The following is a 19,039-nucleotide window of genomic DNA, read 5'->3' as shown; positions in this document are numbered from 1 at the left end:
TTAAACCCGGACCGCGTGGGCTTTCACGGGATGTTAAGCAGACGCACGTAGCGTCACGGCAACTGGAGTGTCGATCAGATACAGGGATTTCATGGTGCCGGAAGCCAGTCAAGCAGAGGCCCGGGTCGAGCTGGATTTTGGCGCGATCCGCAAGGTTCTTGTTGTGGACGATAGCCGTCTGCAGCGGCGCATCCTGGTAGCCTCGCTGAAAAAGTGGGGTTTTGAAGTTCTTGAGGCCGACAGCGGTGAGGCGGCGATTGAGCTTTGCGTGACCGATCCGCCCGATCTGGTGCTCAGTGACTGGGTCATGCCCGGCATGGGCGGGCTTGAGTTCTGTCACGCCTTCCGAAATCTGGGGGGTGAGCAATACAGCTATTTCATCCTGCTGACATCAAAGAGCGAAAAGCAGGAGGTTGCGCGTGGCCTGGACGCCGGGGCGGATGATTTTCTGATCAAACCGCTGGAAGCGGATGAGCTGCGCGCGCGCATATCTGCCGGTGCGCGAATTTTGGACATGCAGCGTGAGCTGTCGCGGAAAAACCAGATGATCGAAACGGCGCTGAACGAGCTGAAGTTAGCCCATGAAGCGATCGACAAGGATCTGATGCAGGCGCGCAAAATTCAGGAATCGCTGGTGCCTGAGCTGAAGCGGACCTTCGGGAAATCACAGGTCAGCCTGTTGCTGAAACCTTGCGGGCATATCGGCGGCGATCTGGTGGGGATGTTCTCACCTGGCGTTAACCGGCTGGGGTTCTACAGCATTGATGTCTCGGGTCACGGGATCACCTCGGCGATGATGACTGCCCGTCTGGGCGGGTATCTGTCCAGCACGCATTTCGATCAGAACATCGCGATGGAGCGCAGGTTCAATAAGTTCTTCGCTCTTTTGCCACCCGAAGAGGTTGCAGCGCTGCTGAACTCTCGCCTGATGGCTGACACCGGGATCGAAGAGTATTTTACCATGGCCTACGCCATCATTGATCTGCGCAATGGACATCTGAAAATGGTCCAGGCCGGACATCCGCACCCATTGCTTCTGCGCCATGATGGCCAAACCGAGTTTCTGGGTGAAGGCGGGCTGCCAATTGGTCTTCTGCCCGATGCGCAGTTTCAGCAGACGGAAACCTATTTGCAGCCGGGCGACAAGCTGCTGTTGCATTCGGACGGATTTACCGAATGCCCACTTGCCGATGGCGGATTGCTGGACGATGACGGGCTCATGGCGATGGCGATTGAATGTGCTGAGGACCATGGCGGGCCGGAGTTTCTGGATGACCTGTTCTGGCGCCTCAGTCAGGTGATGTCGCCGGACAGCGGCATGACGGATGACGTATCGGCGGTGTTCTTTGAATATAACGGACCCTAAAGCCCTTGCAGGTGGCGCTGGGCGAAATGGGCATCGCCCTCGTTGCCGAGCAGATGTACAGCGTCAGCAATTTCCATCCACATGGCCTCGTGAACGGCTTCGGTTGGGGGCCCCATGCGGCGGACAGGGCGGGCACGATAGATCAGGCAGACTTTCTCGGCCCATAAGTCGTATTCCGGCATGTAGGTATATCTGCGGAACGCACCAACACGACGGGGCGCAGCAATCAGCCAACCGGTTTCTTCGTAAACCTCACGGTGAAGCGCCGTGATGGGTGATTCCCCGGGGTCGATACCGCCGCCTGGCAGCTGCAGATCCGGTCCGGGATCTAACTGGCAGGTCAACAGCAGACGATTACCCTGAGGCAGTAGAGCATACGCGCCGACGCGCCGTGTATATTTACGACCGGTCTCGGGGCTTTCGCCGAAGCGTCTGATCATGTAAGGCCCCTTTCAACCCAAACTGTTCAACCTATATGGTGGCGGTATGCCAACCTGTGGCGTTTAAGGAAACCCCATGTCTATTGGAACCAAAATCGCGTGGGACGACACGGTCCTGCCCTTTCAACTCGATGTACCGGACATGCGTGGCCGCGTGGCGCGGCTGGACGGCGTGTTGGATGGCATCCTGAAACAGCACGACTACCCTGAAGTGGTCGAAGCGCTGGTGGCTGAGATGGCCTTGTTGACCGCATTGATCGGCCAGACAGTATCCCTGCGCTGGAAGCTGTCCTTGCAGGTACAGTCCAAGGGCGCGGTGCGGATGATCGCAACCGACTATTATGCTCCGCAGAAGGAAGGCGAAACTGCAAAAATCCGGGCTTACGCCAGTTTTGACCGCGACCGGCTGACTGAAGCCGCGCCATTCGATCAGGTGGGTGAGGGGTACTTTGCCATCATGATTGACCAGGGCGAAGGCACGCAGCCCTATCAGGGCATCACCCCGTTGGCCGGAGGATCGCTGAGCGCCTGTGCCGAGGCTTACTTTGCGCAGTCCGAACAGTTGCCGACGCGGTTTTCGCTCAGCTTTGGAAAGTCGACCGAGCCCGGTGTTGGTGAACATTGGCGCGCGGGCGGAATCATGTTGCAGCATATGCCCAAAGCCTCGCCCTTTGCCGCCTCAGGAGAAGGCAGCGGAGAAATTCTGACGGCCTCAGATCTGGTGGATGGCGAAGAAGGTGAGAACTGGAATCGCGTCAACATCCTGCTCGACACGGTGGATGATCTGGAATTGATCGGACCGGTGGTTGCTCCGACCGATCTGCTGGTGCGCCTGTTTCACGAGGAGCAGCCCCGCGTCTATGACGCGCAACAGGTGCAGTTTGGCTGTACCTGTTCCGAGGATCGCGTGCGTCAAAGCCTGTCGATCTATTCGGCTCAGGATATTGCGACAATGACCACGGACGAAGGCACCGTCACCGCCGACTGTCAGTTTTGCGGTGCGCATTACGTGCTGGACCCAACGACCGTTGGGTTCGAGGCCGAAAGTTCGGATGGCGCGTGATCTAATCTCAAAGCTGACGGTAGCACTAGAGCGCGATGGTGCCGGGTCCAGTGACTTTGACCTGAACCCGGAGACGGTGCTGCCCGAGGGGCGCAAATTGCGCCCCGCCGGTGTGTTAGTGCCTGTTTCTGTCGTCGCAGACACGCCGCGGTTGATCCTGACCAAACGCTCTTCGGCATTGAAACACCATCCGGGCCAGATCGCTTTTCCCGGCGGCAAACAGGATGAAGGCGACGCCGATGTCACTGCGACGGCCTTGCGTGAAGCGCGGGAAGAGATCGGCCTTCCACCCGAAATGCCGCGTGTTCTGGGTCACCTGCCCATCCATGAAACGGTGACGTCCTTTTCGGTCACGCCCGTTGTTGCGATCCTTGATTCCAGCTTTGAACCCATCGCCGAACCCGGCGAAGTGGATGAGGTCTTCACGGTTCCGCTTGCGCATGTCCTGAACCCAGAGAATTATGTCGTCGAGTCGCGCCGTTGGCGTGGACAAAGACGGCATTATTACGCTGTGCCCTATGGCCCTTATTACATTTGGGGGGCGACGGCACGGATGCTGCGGGGTTTAGCGGCGCGGATGAGTGAATGAAGCGGATCACGGAAGACTGGATAACTGAACAAGCCACTCAGAATGTGTGCGCTGCCTTGACCGGCGGCGGGGCGCAGGCGCTTTTTGTTGGCGGCTGTGTGCGCAATGCGCTGTTGCAGGCCCCGGTCTCGGACATCGACATAGCAACGGACGCAAGGCCTGAGCGGGTTTTGGAATTGTCGCAAAAGGCGGGGCTGAAACCGATACCTACAGGGATCGAACATGGCACTGTGACGGTTGTCAGCAAGGGTATCCCGCACGAAGTGACGACGTTTCGCCGAGATGTCGAAACGGATGGTCGGCGCGCCGTCGTGGCCTTTTCCGACAAGGTTGAAGAGGATGCCGCGCGCCGCGACTTTACCATGAACGCGCTCTATGCCCGGCCCGATGGCACGATCCTTGATCCGCTGGACGGCTTACCCGATCTGCAGGCACGGCGGGTCCGATTTATCGGTGAGGCGCGCGATCGTATCCGCGAAGACTATCTGCGCTCACTGCGCTATTTCCGGTTTCACGCGTGGTATGGTGATACTGAGGCCGGGTTTGACGCAGACGCGCTGGCGGCAATTGCCGCCAATCTCGATGGTCTGGAACAGTTATCCCGCGAACGTGTTGGGGCCGAGATGCTAAAGCTGCTGGCCGCCCCGGACCCTGCGCCTTCAGTGGCGGCGATGCGCAGTTCGGGTGTATTGACCCGATTGCTACCGGGGGTTGACGATACGGCGCTGGCGATACTGGTGAAACTGGAACAGGACGCCGGGGCCAGACCCGATTCGATTCGCCGCCTGGCCGCGATTGCGCCCGTTGACGTCGCCAAAACCCTACGCCTTAGCCGGGCGCAACTGCAGCGACTGACCCGGATGCGCGACGAAGCGATGGCATCAATCAGTGTGGCTGAGCTTGGCTATCGCTATGGCGCCGAAGGCGGGCTGCACGAGACACTTTTGCGCGGCGCGTTTCTGGAGCAACCTTGGTCGGGCGATCTGTCCGACGCCCTTGATCACGGGGCCGCAGCCAGTTTTCCGATTAAGGCGACGGATTTGATTCCCACATTCTCAGGCCCTGCGCTTGGCGCAAAACTGGCCGAGCTGGAGGCGCGCTGGATCGCTTCGGATTTCACGCTCAACCGCGAAGAATTGCTGGCCGAATAAGCTGAAGTCTCAAAAGGGGATGACAAACCCGATTTGTTTTGGCAGGGTGCGCCTGACTCAAATGGAGGGAGGAATGCGAATGTATTACGGGATCTGGTTCGGCTAAAACCCGGAACACTTTGACCCGTAGGGGTGGTGTTCTGGCGCCATCTTTCTTCGCATGACCTATTTACTGCTCAATCGGAGCACTCTCCATGTTTCGCTACTTTGAAAACCTTGTTGACCCTTTTGTTGCCTATGAACAGGTAGACACACCGCCCACGCGGTTATGGCCTTTCATGCTTGGCTATTCGCAGCCCTTCATGCGCATTTTTGCCTGGGCTGCGCTGATGTCCGTGATCGTCGCGGCTGTCGAGGTCGGGCTGATCTTCTATATGGGCCGCGTCGTGGATTTGCTGGGAAGCCCGCCTGCCGAGTTCTGGCAGGTGCATGGGACCGAGTTGATGGTGGTCGCAGCGCTGATCCTGTTCATTCGCCCGATCCTGCAGCTTTTTGACGTGCTATTGCTCAACAACACCATTCTGCCGAACTTTGGCACGTTGATCCGCTGGCGGGCGCATAAACATGTGTTGCGTCAATCGGTTGGCTGGTTCGAGAATGACTTTGCCGGCCGTATTGCAAGCCGTATTGTTCAGACTCCGCCCGCCGCGGGCGAAGTGGTGTTTCAGGTCTTTGATGCGATTTCGTTCTCAATTGCGTACATGATCGGTGCGGCAATTTTGCTGATGGCGGCTGATCCGCGCCTGTTACTGCCACTGCTGTTCTGGCTGGTGTTTTACGGAGCACTCGTGCGCTGGACCGTCAAACGGGTCGGGCCCGCGTCACAGGCGGCGTCGGATGCGCGTTCAACCGTGACGGGCCGGGTGGTGGACAGCTATACCAACATCCATTCAGTCAAGATGTTTGCCCATGACACCCAAGAGCTGGACTATGCGCGCGAGGCAATTTCAGAAACTCGCCGCACCTTCCAGATCGAGATGCGGATTTTTACCATCATGGATGCAGTTCTTGTTGCGTTGAACGGTGTGCTGATCGTGGGTGTTGTCGGCTGGGCGATATTGCTTTGGACACAAGGTAGTGCTTCGGTTGGCGTGGTCGCTGCGGCGACAGCACTGACGCTGCGGCTGAATGCGATGACTGGATGGATCATGTGGGCGCTGACCAGTTTTTTCCGCGAACTGGGTATTGTTGCGGAAGGTATGCAGACCATCGCACAGCCCATCGATTTGTTGGATGAACCGGATGCGCAATCTTTGCGTCTGGGTGACGGCCAAATCGAAATTCGCGACCTGTCGCATCACTATGGCCGTGAAACCGGTGGTCTGGATCACCTCAACCTGACGATCAAACCGGGTGAAAAGATCGGGCTGATCGGGCGTTCCGGCGCCGGTAAATCGACCCTGGTAAAGCTACTTTTGCGGTTCTATGACGTCGAACGGGGGGCGATCCTTATTGATGGTCAGGACATCTCGGGCGTCACGCAGGACAGTCTGCGCAGCCATATCGGAATGGTCCAGCAAGACAGTGCTTTGCTGCATCGTTCGGTACGAGACAACCTTTTGTACGGTCGTCCTGATGCGACCGAGGAACAGATGATCGCCGCTGCAAAACAGGCTGAGGCGCATGAGTTTATCCTCGACCTGCAGGACCCGGAAGGACGCACTGGCTATGATGCGCATGTGGGTGAGCGGGGCGTGAAACTGTCTGGTGGTCAGCGGCAGCGAGTGACGCTGGCGCGGGTGATCCTGAAAGATGCACCGGTTTTGCTGCTGGACGAAGCGACATCCGCCCTAGATTCCGAAGTCGAAGCGTCGATTCAGGAAACACTCTACGGCATGATGCAAGGCAAGACCGTGATCGCAATTGCGCACCGACTCAGCACGATTGCGCAGATGGACCGCATTCTGGTGATGGATCGCGGCCGGATCGTCGAACAGGGCGGCCATTCCGATCTGTTGGCGCAAGGCGGGCTTTACGCCCAGTTCTGGGCGCGGCAATCTGGGGGCTTCCTGAACCCGGAGGCCGCTGAATGAGGATTGCCGACCTCATCCAACCGTTCAAAGACATCGAAACGCCCCCGCCGCAAACGCTGGGGGCGTTCATCCGCTGGAGCTTGTCTGGCGCCTGGCCCATGCTATTCATCGCGGCCGCGTTTTCGGCGACAGCAGGTGCGATGGAGGCCGGTACCGCCTGGGTTCTGGGCCGCGTCATAGATCTGACTACCGCCAGCGGGCCCGAAGCGTTTTTGACCGGAGGTAATCTCACGATCATTCTGGGCGCCATGGCATTCTTCATGCTGCTGCGGCCCGCGTTGTTTGGCCTGTCGTCTGTGGCAAACAACTATATCGTCATGCCCAACATCACACCACTGGTGCTGGCCAAACTGAACCGGTGGACACTGGGTCAATCGGTGACCTATTTCGATGATGATTTCGCTGGGCGGATCGCGCAGAAACAGATGCAAACCTCGAATGCGATGACGCAAGTGGTGTCTGAGACGATCAGTGCGATTGTCTTCGCATTGGCCTCACTTGCGGGGTCTTTGCTTTTGTTAGGGTCTATTCATCCATTTGTAGTGGTCCCATTTGTTGCCTGGCTCGTCGTCTATTTTCTTCTTGTTCGCTGGTATCTGCCACGCATCAGAGTTCGCTCTGCCGCACGGGCCGGAGCGCGGGCAATGGTGTCGGGGCAAGTGGTCGATACGATCACCAATATTAAGACCGTCAAGCTGTTTGCCCATTCCGAATTCGAAGATCATGCCGCGCGCAACGCGATGGTCGATCTGCGCGAGCAGTCGCTTGAGTTCGGGAAGCTATCGGCCAGTTTCCGGTTCATCCTGATGGCGCTGGCCGGGATTTTGCCTGTTCTGCTGATCGGTACAACGCTGTGGCTTTGGCGGGCGGGCGGTGCGACTGCCGGCGATATTGTAGCGGCCGGGGCCGTTGCGATCCGTATTTCTCAGATGACCGGGTGGGTCAGTTTCACGCTGATGGGTCTTTACGCCAATGTCGGTGAGATCGAAAACGGGATGCATACCCTGACCAAGCGCGACCGGGTGGAAGATGAACCAAACGCAACCCCGCTTGTGGTCTCAGAAGGTGGGATCGTCTTTGATCATGTCAGCTTTGCCTATGGCCGCGATGTGGGTGGCGTATCTGACCTCCATTTCACCGCAAAACCGGGTGAGAAGTTGGGCATCGTTGGGGCCTCAGGTGCAGGAAAGTCCACCTTGGTTTCGCTGCTACTTAGGCTCTATGATGGGGAATATGGTGTCATATCAATTGACGGGCAGGATGTCTCTGGGGTGACGCAGGACAGTCTGCGTCAACAGATCGGGATGGTCACACAGGAAACAGCGATGTTCAATCGCTCGGCACGAGAGAATATCCTTTATGGCCGCCCCGACGCGTCCGAAGCCGAGTTGATCGAAGCTGCAACCAAGGCCGAAGCACATGATTTCATCCTTGGGCTTGAGGATGCGCAGGGGCGCAAGGGTTATGATGCGCATCTGGGTGAGCGGGGCGTGAAACTCAGCGGCGGGCAACGGCAAAGGATCGCCCTGGCCCGCGCCATCTTGAAGGACGCGCCAATTCTTGTGTTGGACGAAGCGACATCAGCGCTTGATTCCGAGGTTGAGGCGTCGATCCAAACCGCGCTGCACCGGGTCATGCAAGGCAAAACCGTGCTGGCGATTGCCCATCGCCTGTCAACGCTGAGCGAGATGGACCGGATCATCGTGTTGGATCAGGGTCATATCGTGGAAAGCGGCACACATGAGGCGCTGTTGGAGCAGGGAGCGCTCTATGCCCGGTTCTGGCATCGCCAATCGGGCGGGTTCATTCAGGCGGAAGCGGCCGAATAGGGGGTTTTGTTGCCCGCAAACCCCCGGTATCAGGCCCCCATGACGCAGCATTACACCATAACCCGCCTTGGCCATCAGGGCGATGGGATCGCCGATGGTCCGATCTATGCCCCTCGAACCTTACCGGGTGAAGTGGTCAGCGGCACCCTACTGGGTCAGTTCCTGAGTGATATTCGCGTTGATTCTCCTTCTGAGCATCGGGTCAAAGCCCCGTGTCGTCACTACAAGGCTTGCGGTGGTTGCCAATTACAGCATGCGGCGGATGACTTCGTTGCCGACTGGAAGGTCGAGGTGGTGCGCAATGCGTTATCCGCACAGGGGCTTGAGGCTTCGATGCGACCGATCCATACGTCGCCCGAACGGTCGCGCCGCCGGGCTACCATCGCCGTGCGGCGTACCAAAAAAGGCACATTGGCCGGATTCCATGGTCGCGCCTCGGATACCATCACCGAGATCCCCGATTGCCACCTGCTGCACCCTGCGCTGATTAACGCCATTCCGGTGGCCGGGGCCTTGGCGCTGCTGGGCGGCAGCCGCAAAGGTGTGCTGGCCGCCACCCTCACCCTGTCCGAAGGCGGCTTGGATGTGGCCGTCAAAGGCGGCAAGCCTCTCGATGGTTCGCTAGAGCTCGCACTGGCGCAGGCGACCGAACATCACGGGCTGGCGAGGCTCAGCTGGGATGACGAGGTGATCGCCATGCGCTCTCCTCCGATTCAGTGTTTCGGCCCAGCCGAAGTCACCCCTCCACCCGGAGCTTTCCTGCAGGCCACAAAAGATGGCGAGCAGGCTCTATTAAAGGCCGTTTCCCAGGCAACGCAGGGTGCAAAACGAGTTGTCGATCTGTTTGCGGGCTGCGGTACTCTTTCTCTGCCAATCGCCCAGACGGCCGAGGTGCATGCGGTCGAAGGCGAGGTCGAGATGACCAAAGCTTTGGATCAGGGTTGGCGTAAGGCGCAGGGTTTGAAACAGGTCACCACCGAAGCGCGCGATCTGTTCCGCCGCCCGCTTATGCTAGACGAGCTTGGCAAGTTCGATGCTGTCGTGCTCGATCCGCCGCGCGCGGGCGCAGAGGCACAGGTGGCCGAGCTGGCGCAGGCCCGGCGCCCGGTGATTGCCTATGTCTCGTGCAACCCGGTCACCTTCGCCCGCGATGCAAAAACTCTGGTTAATGCGGGCTACACCCTTGAATGGGTACAGGTGGTTGACCAATTTCGATGGTCGTCACACACCGAACTCGCCGCCCGGTTCACCCTGAACCCAAAGCCCTGACACAAGGACCATCCGCATGGGGATTACCCAACGCCTGCTGACAATGATCGAAGCTCCGGCCTTTGGGCGGTTCATAACCGGTGTCATTATCTTCAATGCAGTTTTGCTGGGGATGGAAACCTCGCCCACGCTGATGGAGGCTGCGGGTCCGCTGATCGTGACGCTCGACAGCATTTGCCTTGCGATCTTCGTCGCTGAGATCGGGATGAAGCTGGTCGCCACCGGGCGCAAGTTTTTTACCAATGGTTGGAATATCTTCGATTTCATCATCGTCGGCATTGCGCTGGTACCGGGGGGCGCTGGTTTGTCAGTGCTACGAGCCCTTCGTATCCTGCGGGTTCTGCGCGTCATCTCGGTTGCGCCACGCCTGCGCCGTGTGGTCGAGGGCTTCATCTCGGCCCTTCCGGGTATGGCCAGCGTGTTCCTGCTGATGGCAATCCTGTTCTATATCGGCGCCGTAATCTCAACCAAACTGTTCTCGGGAACCTTCCCAGATTGGTTCGGCGATCTGGGCCTCTCGGCTTATACGCTATTCCAGATCATGACGCTGGAAAGCTGGTCGATGGGCATCGTCCGCCCGGTAATGGAGGTCTATCCTTACGCCTGGCTGTTCTTCGTGCCTTTCATCATGGTGACTACATTTGCGGTTGTGAACCTGCTGGTCGGCCTGATCGTTAACTCGATGCAGGACGCACACCATGCTGAGGATGAGGTCAAGACCGATGCCTATCGCGACGAAGTACTGATCCGGCTGGAAGCGATCGAGCAACGCCTGATCGGGCAGGCGAACATCAAAAAGTGATTTAAGTTTTGCGCAATTCTGGCATAATAGTAAGCAATAAAAAGAGCAGTAGGCAGTGAAAATAATGGATCGTCGAGTATTTGGATTGGGGGCCGTGGCAACGCTGAGTCTATCGGCATGTGCTTCAGCCAAACCCAGATTTCTTTCGTACCGCGGGCCCGAGGTGACCTCAATGGTCATCAATAAGGGCGCGCGAAAGCTCTATCTTATGCATAATGAACAGATTTTGCGGGAATACGACGTCGAATTGGGTTTTGCGCCCAACGGCACAAAAAACAAGAAAGGCGATGGCCGTACCCCCGAAGGCACGTATCTGATCGACCGCCGCAATCCACGCAGCCGGTATCATCTGTCGCTGGGTATTTCGTACCCAAACACAGCAGACCGGGCAAAGGCCGTGGCCGCTGGTGTTGATCCCGGTGGCGACATCTTCATTCATGGGCAGCCCAATCTGCGATCCGAGTTCAAACGTGCGAAGAAAACGCCGGATTGGACTGCGGGCTGCATCGCCGTCAAGAATGACGAGATCGAAGAGATTTATGCGATGGTGAACGAGGGCACGGTCATCACCCTGCGCCCCTGATCACAGCGGTTTCCAATCGCCAAACCCAAACACAGTGTAATCACGCTGGTATGCTTCAATCGCCCGGGTTTCGAGTTGCGAGTCATAGATCTGGGCCAGTGAAAACGGCGCCTCCACCCCGGTCTTCGCAGGGGTTGGCGGGGTCGTGTGGCCGACCCGGCGGGCAAGCTCAGGCAAGGCGGTTGCCATCTCATCCTCGCGCAGGATCAGGTCGGGCAAGGTGAAACCGGCCATACCTTCGAGCGTTTGTGACTGGCCGCACCACTCTCCATCAGCGCGGATTGGGGTCTGGCCCGCCAGAATACTGCGCAGCATCCCCAGAAATGCCGAAAATGCCTCGTAATGCTGATCGAGCGTATAGGCGCTTTGATCCCCCTTGTCTGGAAGCGGTACGTTATACCGCCTGCTCAGCATATTGCGGATGCTCACATAGGCGCCGGGGCCGGTGCTGAGGATACGTTCGCAGAACACGGCATGGGCGCGCGCCAGCGGATGGCGCAGCACCGTGAACTTGCGATGGCCGGGATGGGATTGCATCCATTGTCGTGTCTGTTTCTGGTTGCGTCCGGTGATCAGAGCATTGAGGTCCACCCCGTCCAGATCAGCAAGCCATTGTGTCACCTCTGCTTCGGGGCCGCCGCGCACGGGCAGGTACATCAGTGGTGTTTGTGCCGCGATAACATAACGTGAAACGGCTGGCCCCCGGCGTGGTTCGAAATTCGGGATGTGATGCAGATTGAACCGGTCATACTGCGACATTGCCTGTTCCATCTCGTCCGGATTGGTAACCTTCGACAGGGCCGGTGCCGGGTTCTGACGTTTGAGGTGTTGGTTCAGTTCCTCAAGACGGGAACTGACCCCCAGCCACGCCGCCAGACCGTTCAGAACGTCCAGATCATTCAGATCGCCATAGTCGATATAGAACGGGGTCTGCCCGGTGGTTTGCAGATGCCTGAGAATGGTTCGCTGAAATTCCTGCCGTTGATCAAGCTGGTCAGCGAATTCCCCGGTGTCGAATGTGATCTGCGCCTCGCGCCGCTGCTTGATGTTCACCAGCCGCCACTGCTTGGTTTCCAAGGCAATCTTCCACGAGATGTAACTGTCCAGCGGGTTGCGCATCAAGATGATCTTGGCACATCGCGGATCATCAAGCGCAGGTTCGAGAGCCCGGGCATCGTGATCACTGAAGAAGCGAAAGCCGTTCATCTCACCCGGCGCGTTTCGGATCGCATCAATTAGGGCCAGCGGGTCCTGTTCGCGATCTTCCAGAGTAAAGCCCAGAACCTCATCCAGTTTTGGTAGGCCGACAAAGTAGGGATTGAACGCTTCTCCGTGACAGGTGACGTCTGCCATCGTGTTCAAATGCAATTCCAGCAGGTTTGACCCGGTGCGCATATCAGCCAGAATAATGAAATAATCGAAGCGGCGGGTCATACTGCGCTACTGCACCAGATAGGGTTTTTTGAACGATTTGGCCTGCGCGCCGAATACGTCATTCACCGGAAAATCTCCCATCAGATAGGGATGCATCCCCTGGTTCTTGAGGTTCTGCAGGAACTTTCCGAACCCGGTGAGATCGACCATCGTGGGCGCCTCGGTCAGATGCGTGGGTTGCGGGGCGCCCATATCTTCGAGAACGGTTTGCAGCAGCTCCATCGGGGATTCCACGAACTCTGCCATCGTCCAGATTCGGATACGTGATTTTGCGCGGGCGGCGTCCAGAAGCTTGAGCTGTTTGGTCTCGATCTGCTGCAAACGGGCGGCCTCGCCCCGGATATCGGCAAAGTTCAGGTTCGAGCGGAACAACGGAACCGCCCATGCCCCTGAGATTACGGCAATCTGAGCATTTTGGTCCCGCGCCAGAAACTCGTAGATTTTCTGAGTATCCGTTGGCCCGAACTGAAAGCACTGTCGTTCACCCCTTGTGTTCCAGATGACGTTCGACAGGAAGGCTGACGAGTTATAGTCGCGCAGCTTGGCGCAATCGGTAAGAGCGCCGTTTATCAGCGCTTCACCCCCGGCAAAGTGCGCTTTATCAGGATCGAACAGATGCCCGTGCACCCGTCCGCCGGTGGCATTTGCGAGCCAGGGTTCGAAATCTTCGAACAGTTCTGTAAAACCCTGAAACACGGAATAGGGGAATGCGGTCAGGCTGCGTTCGGTGGCAGCGCGAGGGAAGCGGCTTTGCATATACAGCCCGTCCCGCCCGTAAACGCGCCGCTCGACCGCTTTGGAAAACACGCGGTCAATTTTGCCGGGATTGGGCTCGGCTGGGGTCAGTGCACTGTCCTGATCGGCCAGAAACGCCTGATACAATCGATCCGCCCGATGCCAGACCTTGCGCGCCACAAAACAGTCGGACCGGCGCAACAATTGCAAATGATCATCGTAGAACATGTGAGGTCGGCCCTGATAGTCGAATTTCGACAGGGTTAGCGACCGGCTTTCGATATGGGTGGAATAGAGCCGCGCCAGCGTCTGGAAATAGCTTTCATCCGGTATCCAGACCCGACGGAAATAATGATCATAATCTTTGCGTTTGGGGTCCTGAAGGATGGCCGACAGTGTTTGGCGCGTCAGGCACCACCACTGGCTGCCCATGTGCGGCACCAGACCCTCGGGGATTGCCCGGCGACGTCCCAGAGCGCGTTGCAGACGCACATAAAAATCAAACAGTTTTCTCTGTTTACGCCACGAGAACGGGAACCGGAGGGTGAACCGTTCCAGATCCAGCCCGCCGATGGTCCAACTTACGTCCCGCGTGGTGGCGCTTTCGATGAAATCGACCCGGGGGCGATCAGCCAGATAGTCAATCAGATCGGAAACAGGGCGCAGCGGCAGGCACGCACCCGAGGATAGATAGACATGCCGGACATCCGCGAACTTCTCCAACATCAGGGCGGCGGCGGATTGCGAAGCGGCGACGATTTCCCAGCTGCCCCATTCACAGACATGCCGTTGCGAAAACAGGATCAGCGGGTCATCGGCGCAGGCTGCCACGAAATCGGAATAGGCTGGTTCTTCCACCTTGCGGTCCACATGGATCACCACAGGACAACCCGAAGCGGTCCAGTGGCGCGCCACCTGCTCAACCCGGTCCAGAGCGGTGTGCACCAGCATCACGATACCCAGGCTGTTCATGCCCAGTTCCCTTTTGACATCAGCCCAAGAATCTCAAGCTGTCGCCAGTTGATGTACTTCTCGGACCATTTGTTTCGGAATACTGGTCGGTCCTCCAATTGACTGGCATAGGCCTTGTATTCGCCTGATGCGCCATAGTGCTGCCCGCGCTGAAGCTCTTCCCGTGCCTTTTCACCCAATGTGTCGATCAGTTTGGCATGAAGCAGCGCACCGCTGGTCTTCTCGCCCCCTTGTTCCTCGTAGACCTGATTGAGCCCGCGCGGCAGCAGCGCGTGTGTTGAGCTGACATAGACGTAGCGCCGGTGCCATTTAACCAGCGGTATCTTGTTCAGAGCCGGCGCCTTTGACGGATTGTCCTGAAAGAATACGCGCGCGCGCGGACCGCCTTGAATCCAAAGGTTCCGGTATGTCGGATTGCGGGTAATCATGTAGTTGCCCGCATCGAACCAGGGCGCGACCTCAAAGGGGTTCTGACCTTCCTTGTATTGGGTGTCCTCGACTGTACCCTCGGGATACATGTCGATCAGCATGGTGCCAAAACTTCGCACACCGGTATCATCCAGCCAATCGGTCAGCGCCCGGATCGGCCGGGTGTCGCAGAAGGGATAGATAAAGAATTCATCGGGGTCGACGGTCAGCACCCAGTGGCTGTGGGCGTAGCTGCGCAGCAGATAGTTCGACCAGTCCAACCCGTAGGTCGATGTCTTGTAGCTTACATCGGTCCACCACAGCGAGACATCGGGCTGACTGCTCAGGTATTCGCGGGTGCCGTCGTTGCTGTTGTTGTCCACGATCAGGAAGTGGTTGATGCCCAGCTTGCGGTAATATTCCAGAAAATAGGGCAGACGGATCTTTTCGTTCCGCATCACGCTCATCAACATAATGTCGTCTGGCTTTATGTCGGCAGTATTGTCGTGCACCGCATTCAGATCGCGTCGTTTGCGCAGGCATCGCAACAGTCGGCGCTTGCGCCGCAATCTCATGCGATAGGAATCCAAAAGGCTCACGCGGATTTCCAACCTTTTTTGATATGCGCGTCTGCCCGGGGCCGCCTGAGGCCTGAGTGGTGCCGGGTGATTACCGTTTTATGACATCTCAATACCTTGCGAGGCAACGGGTTTAAATCCGGTTTACTTCCCCGTTGTGGCCTGAAATCCGCCCGCATTCATCAAACCCAGTTCTTGCAGCTGTTGCCAATCACGCAGTTCAACAGACTCCGGCGACCAAAGATCCGGCCCATTGATGATCCCGTCATAGTAGGTGCCAAACTGATCAGGGTCGTGAAAATGCTGTCGCCTTTGTTTCTCGATCCGCGACTTTTCGACGACCTCGGGCAGAAATTTCGTATGCAGCAATACACCCGAGGGGGCCTGACCGTCCGGTCCGTCATAGGCAAAGTTCAGCGACCGGGGCAGGGCGGAATGACACGAGTTTACATACGCCATACGTCGCGACCACCGGACCAGAGGGATTTTGTTGAGCGTTGGGGATTTCCGACGCTGTTCCGAAAAGAACATCCGCTCGCGCACTCCGCCCTGGACCCACAGATTTCCCATCGGCATCTGGCGCTGCGCGCGATACGGGCTGGGGTCAAACCAGCCCAGAACACTGGTTGGATCGGATTTCGGATCATGGCTTTGCGCGTCCAAAGGACCTTTGGGATAGAGGTCCAGCATCAGCGCGCCAAAGGCCTTTTGCCCGTTTGCGTCCAGCCACGCAGTCAGATCGTGCAGCGTGCCTGTGTCGTGGTGGGCGTAGACCAGCAACTCGTCGGCATCGATCATTAGTGTCCAATGTCCGTGCCCGTATCTCCACTGCAACCAGGTCAGCCAATCAAGCCCAAAGCGCGACGCGCGATAGCTTGCGGTGGTCTGCCACAGCGATACATCCGGCTGTTCCAATAGAAATGGAACCGACCCGTCATCGCTGCCGTTGTCGACTATCAGAAAGTGATCTACGCCCAGCGCGCGATAATGCTGAAAAAACCACGGCAATCGATCGATTTCGTTGCGCAAGGTAGTGAAGGCAAGGATTGTTCCTGGTGTGATCTGTTGCGTCTTGTTGGCAATGGGCGCCAGTTGATGACGGCTTAGAAAGGATCGCCATAAAAGCCGCTTGCGTTTCAGGCGCAGCTTGTAGCGTTGCACCAAAGTTAGCGGCTGATCTTCCATGTTCACTTTCGGTAGTTGCCATTCTGATGCCAGCGCCAGGCGTCGGTGATCATCGTCTCTAACGTTGAGCGTTCTGGCTTCCAACCGAGCTCATCTTCGGCGCGGATCGAACCTGAAACCAGTCGTGTGCAATCTCCGGTCCGGCGAGGGCCGATGCTGTAGGGTACGACGCGGTTGGTGACAATTTTCGAGTGCTCGATCACCTCCATCACCGAAAACCCTGACCCGGTGCCCAAATTGAACACACGAGAGCCCTTGCCCGCCTCAAGCCACTTCAGCCCCAGAACATGTGCATCAACCAGATCGCAGACATGCACGTAATCGCGGATGCAGGTCCCGTCGGGCGTGTCGTAATCGGTGCCGAATACTGTCAATCCATCCCGCTTGCCGTCGATGGCATCCAGCATCAGCGGCACCAGATGGGTCTCGGGCTGGTGGAACTCGCCAACTTCGGCTTCCGGATCGGCCCCGGCCACGTTGAAGTAGCGGAAGATGACATGGTTCAGATCATGGGCGGACTCGAAATCGCGCAGGATATCCTCAATTGCGCGTTTCGAGGCGCCATAGGCATTCAACGGGTATTGTGGGGAAGCCTCGTCCAATACCACATTGTCATGCTCACCATAGGTGGCGCAGGTCGAGGAAAAGACGAAATCCAGACACCCCGCATCCACCGCTGCCTGAATCAGTGTCAATGATCCGGTTACATTATTGGACCAGTATTTGCCGGGCTCCGACATCGCCTCGCCCACCTGACTGAGGGCAGCGAAATGCATCACGGCGGCGGGCTGGTACTTGGCGAACACCTCATCCAGGCGCGCGCGGTCCAGCAGGTCGCCCTGCTCGAACGGGCCGAATTTGACCGCATCCTGCCAACCGGTGACCAGATTGTCATAGGTCACGGGCACGTAGCCCGCCTGCGCCAATGCCTTGCAGGCATGAGAGCCGATATAACCTGCGCCGCCGGTGACCAGAATATGGGTCATTCAAGCCCCATTGCGGTCATCATCTCTTCTATCTTGGCAACGTCCTGCGGGTTGTTCAGCTCCCAGAACTGGCGGCCTTTGGCTTCGACCTCGACGCATAAAACCTTGCGACCGTTCTCCATAAAGCGCAACTGTTCAAGGCCTTCCAGTGTCTCCAGCGGACCACTTGGCCAGGACGGATAGGCCGCAAGCGCATCAGGGCGGTAGGCATATACCCCGACATGGTGAAAGACTGGGGTGGGATCGGCGCCAGCATAGATATCAGAGGTGAATGGGATCACCTCTTTCGAGAAATAGAGCGCACTATGATCATTGCCGAAGACGGCCGTTGTGCCGCCGACGCGATCATGTTTGCGATCATTCAACAACCCGTTCAGGGCGTTACCGTCACAGCGCAGGACCGGGGTGGCGACACCCGCATCAGGTGCATTGCGCAGGCCCGAGATCAGATCTTCGACAAACCAATGCGGCGTCAGCGGTGCATCACCCTGCAAATTGACGACGATCTCATGATCACCGCCCAGTGACGCATGGGTCTCGGCGCAACGCTCGGTGCCATTTCGGCAGGTATCCGAGGTCATCACGACTTCGGCTCCGAAACTTTCTGCCGCTTCGCGAATGCGGTCATCGTCAGTTGCAACCACCACGCGATCCACGCCTGAAACTGAAATGGCCGCACGCCAGGACCGCTCGATCAGGGTCATGCTGGTCCCATTGGCACCGGTCAGCGGCACCAGAGGTTTGCCCGGATAGCGGGTCGAAGCATAGCGGGCGGGAATAGCGATCAGTACAGACATCAGGCTTCCTTCAGGTCTACGCCCGGAGCATAGGCGATGAAAAACGGGTTGGCATAGCCGTCTTTGCCATAGGTCAGTGGTGAATGGTCGTCAAAGCGCACGACATCTCCGCCAGCCCCGGACAGAACGGCGTGGCCTGCGGCAGTGTCCCATTCCATGGTGCGGCCGACCCGAGGGTAGAGGTCAGCCTCACCCGTCGCGACCAAGCAAAATTTAAGCGACGACCCCGCGCTTTTGCTGTCACGCACCTGATATTTGTTGATGTAATCCTCGGTCGCCTGATCTCGATGCGACTTGGACGCAACGATCAAAAGCGCCGAATTGTCTGGTTTAGAGACTGATATCGGCGTCACGTGACCGGCTTTATCTTTGTTCAATGGACCGGTTTCCTCGACTGCTTGCCCATCGGCTTGTGTATAGAACATCCGACCCCGCGCAGGTGCGTAAACTACACCACGCGTCGGCACGCCGTTTTCGACAAGCGCGATATTTACAGTGAAATCACCGCGGCGATTGATGAACTCTTTGGTGCCGTCCAGCGGATCAACGATCAGGAAAGTCTCGCCCTTTTCCGAATGTGTGGCTGCCTGTTCCTCGGTCACCAGCAAGATATCGGGAAAGGCTTCGCGCAACCCGGCCGAGATCAGGGCATCCGCGGCCTCATCCGCCTCGGTCACGGGGCTGGAATCGGATTTGACTTTGACATCGAAATCATCCGCCTCATAGATCTGCATGATCTTGTCGCCTGCCTGCAAAGCCAGCCGTCGGATGACGGGAATTAGGGCGTCATAGGTCACAAAAAAGCTCCGTTCCTGTGGT

At 57.7% G+C, this 19,039-nt stretch carries 17 protein-coding genes; 9 read left to right on the top strand and 8 right to left on the bottom strand.

The annotated features are described in order from the left end of the window. Positions 1–91: 91 nt before the first annotated feature. Complete coding sequence (locus tag BLU89_RS14205; RefSeq protein WP_074737499.1) at positions 92–1,366, top strand: PP2C family protein-serine/threonine phosphatase; 1,275 nt, start codon at positions 92–94, stop codon at positions 1,364–1,366. Here the strand turns inward: BLU89_RS14205 and BLU89_RS14200 are convergent. After that, positions 1,363–1,806: an NUDIX hydrolase gene (locus tag BLU89_RS14200; RefSeq protein ID WP_074737498.1), complete on the bottom strand. Its 444-nt coding sequence runs from the start codon at positions 1,804–1,806 to the stop codon at positions 1,363–1,365. The genes BLU89_RS14205 and BLU89_RS14200 overlap by 4 nt on opposite strands. A 76-nt stretch (positions 1,807–1,882) precedes the next feature. Here BLU89_RS14200 and hslO point away from each other — a divergent pair, with 76 nt between their 5' ends. From hslO to BLU89_RS14160, 8 genes are all read left to right on the top strand, one after another. Next, complete coding sequence (gene hslO / locus BLU89_RS14195) at positions 1,883–2,869, top strand: Hsp33 family molecular chaperone HslO (protein WP_074737497.1); 987 nt, start codon at positions 1,883–1,885, stop codon at positions 2,867–2,869. Then, on the top strand, positions 2,859–3,458 hold the full coding sequence (locus tag BLU89_RS14190; RefSeq protein WP_074737496.1) for a CoA pyrophosphatase: 600 nt from the start codon (positions 2,859–2,861) through the stop codon (positions 3,456–3,458). Before hslO ends, BLU89_RS14190 begins: the two co-directional genes overlap by 11 nt. Next, positions 3,455–4,609 carry a CCA tRNA nucleotidyltransferase gene (locus BLU89_RS14185; RefSeq protein ID WP_074737495.1) on the top strand — a complete coding sequence of 385 codons (1,155 nt, stop codon included), beginning with the start codon at positions 3,455–3,457 and terminating at the stop codon, positions 4,607–4,609. Before BLU89_RS14190 ends, BLU89_RS14185 begins: the two co-directional genes overlap by 4 nt. A gap of 194 nt (positions 4,610–4,803) precedes the next feature. After that, positions 4,804–6,642, top strand: a complete 1,839-nt coding sequence (locus BLU89_RS14180; protein WP_074737494.1) for an ABC transporter ATP-binding protein — start codon at positions 4,804–4,806, stop codon at positions 6,640–6,642. Beyond that, entirely contained in the window at positions 6,639–8,471 is a 1,833-nt protein-coding gene (locus tag BLU89_RS14175) for an ABC transporter ATP-binding protein (protein WP_074737493.1), read from the top strand. Before BLU89_RS14180 ends, BLU89_RS14175 begins: the two co-directional genes overlap by 4 nt. A gap of 39 nt (positions 8,472–8,510) precedes the next feature. After that, on the top strand, positions 8,511–9,740 hold the full coding sequence (locus tag BLU89_RS14170; RefSeq protein ID WP_074737492.1) for a class I SAM-dependent RNA methyltransferase: 1,230 nt from the start codon (positions 8,511–8,513) through the stop codon (positions 9,738–9,740). Positions 9,741–9,756: 16 nt separating this feature from the next. Beyond that, positions 9,757–10,542: an ion transporter gene (locus tag BLU89_RS14165; RefSeq protein WP_074737491.1), complete on the top strand. Its 786-nt coding sequence runs from the start codon at positions 9,757–9,759 to the stop codon at positions 10,540–10,542. A gap of 64 nt (positions 10,543–10,606) precedes the next feature. Further along, positions 10,607–11,125 (top strand): L,D-transpeptidase family protein, encoded by a 519-nt coding sequence (locus BLU89_RS14160; RefSeq protein WP_074737490.1) that lies wholly within the window; start codon positions 10,607–10,609, stop codon positions 11,123–11,125. On the opposite strand, the gene BLU89_RS14155 is transcribed toward BLU89_RS14160, so the two are convergent. The 7 genes from BLU89_RS14155 to cysQ all read right to left on the bottom strand — a co-directional run bounded on the left by BLU89_RS14155 (position 11,126) and on the right by cysQ (position 19,017). Further along, positions 11,126–12,559, bottom strand: a complete 1,434-nt coding sequence (locus BLU89_RS14155) for a nodulation protein NodH (protein WP_074737489.1) — start codon at positions 12,557–12,559, stop codon at positions 11,126–11,128. Between the two features lie 6 nt (positions 12,560–12,565). After that, a complete protein-coding gene (locus BLU89_RS14150) occupies positions 12,566–14,266 on the bottom strand; it encodes a DUF5927 domain-containing protein (protein WP_074737488.1) in 1,701 nt (566 codons plus the stop codon). After that, the gene (locus tag BLU89_RS14145; RefSeq protein ID WP_074737487.1) at positions 14,263–15,249 is read right to left on the bottom strand and encodes a glycosyltransferase family 2 protein; all 987 of its coding nucleotides are present in this window, start codon (positions 15,247–15,249) and stop codon (positions 14,263–14,265) included. The genes BLU89_RS14150 and BLU89_RS14145 overlap by 4 nt, the downstream gene beginning before the upstream one ends. Before the next feature lie 147 nt (positions 15,250–15,396). Next, complete coding sequence (locus tag BLU89_RS14140; protein WP_074737486.1) at positions 15,397–16,437, bottom strand: glycosyltransferase family 2 protein; 1,041 nt, start codon at positions 16,435–16,437, stop codon at positions 15,397–15,399. Between the two features lie 2 nt (positions 16,438–16,439). Then, positions 16,440–17,423 (bottom strand): UDP-glucose 4-epimerase GalE, encoded by a 984-nt coding sequence (galE, locus tag BLU89_RS14135; protein WP_074737485.1) that lies wholly within the window; start codon positions 17,421–17,423, stop codon positions 16,440–16,442. Continuing rightward, positions 17,420–18,220, bottom strand: coding sequence for a 3-deoxy-manno-octulosonate cytidylyltransferase family protein (locus BLU89_RS14130; protein WP_074737484.1), 801 nt, complete (start codon positions 18,218–18,220; stop codon positions 17,420–17,422). The genes galE and BLU89_RS14130 overlap by 4 nt, the downstream gene beginning before the upstream one ends. Continuing rightward, positions 18,220–19,017, bottom strand: coding sequence for a 3'(2'),5'-bisphosphate nucleotidase CysQ (gene cysQ, locus BLU89_RS14125; protein ID WP_074737598.1), 798 nt, complete (start codon positions 19,015–19,017; stop codon positions 18,220–18,222). Before cysQ ends, BLU89_RS14130 begins: the two co-directional genes overlap by 1 nt. Positions 19,018–19,039: the final 22 nt, after the last annotated feature.

Source organism: Ruegeria halocynthiae, from assembly GCF_900106805.1.
Taxonomy (GTDB): Bacteria; Pseudomonadota; Alphaproteobacteria; order Rhodobacterales; family Rhodobacteraceae; genus Ruegeria; species Ruegeria halocynthiae.
This window is presented reverse-complemented; position numbering and strand designations above follow the sequence as displayed.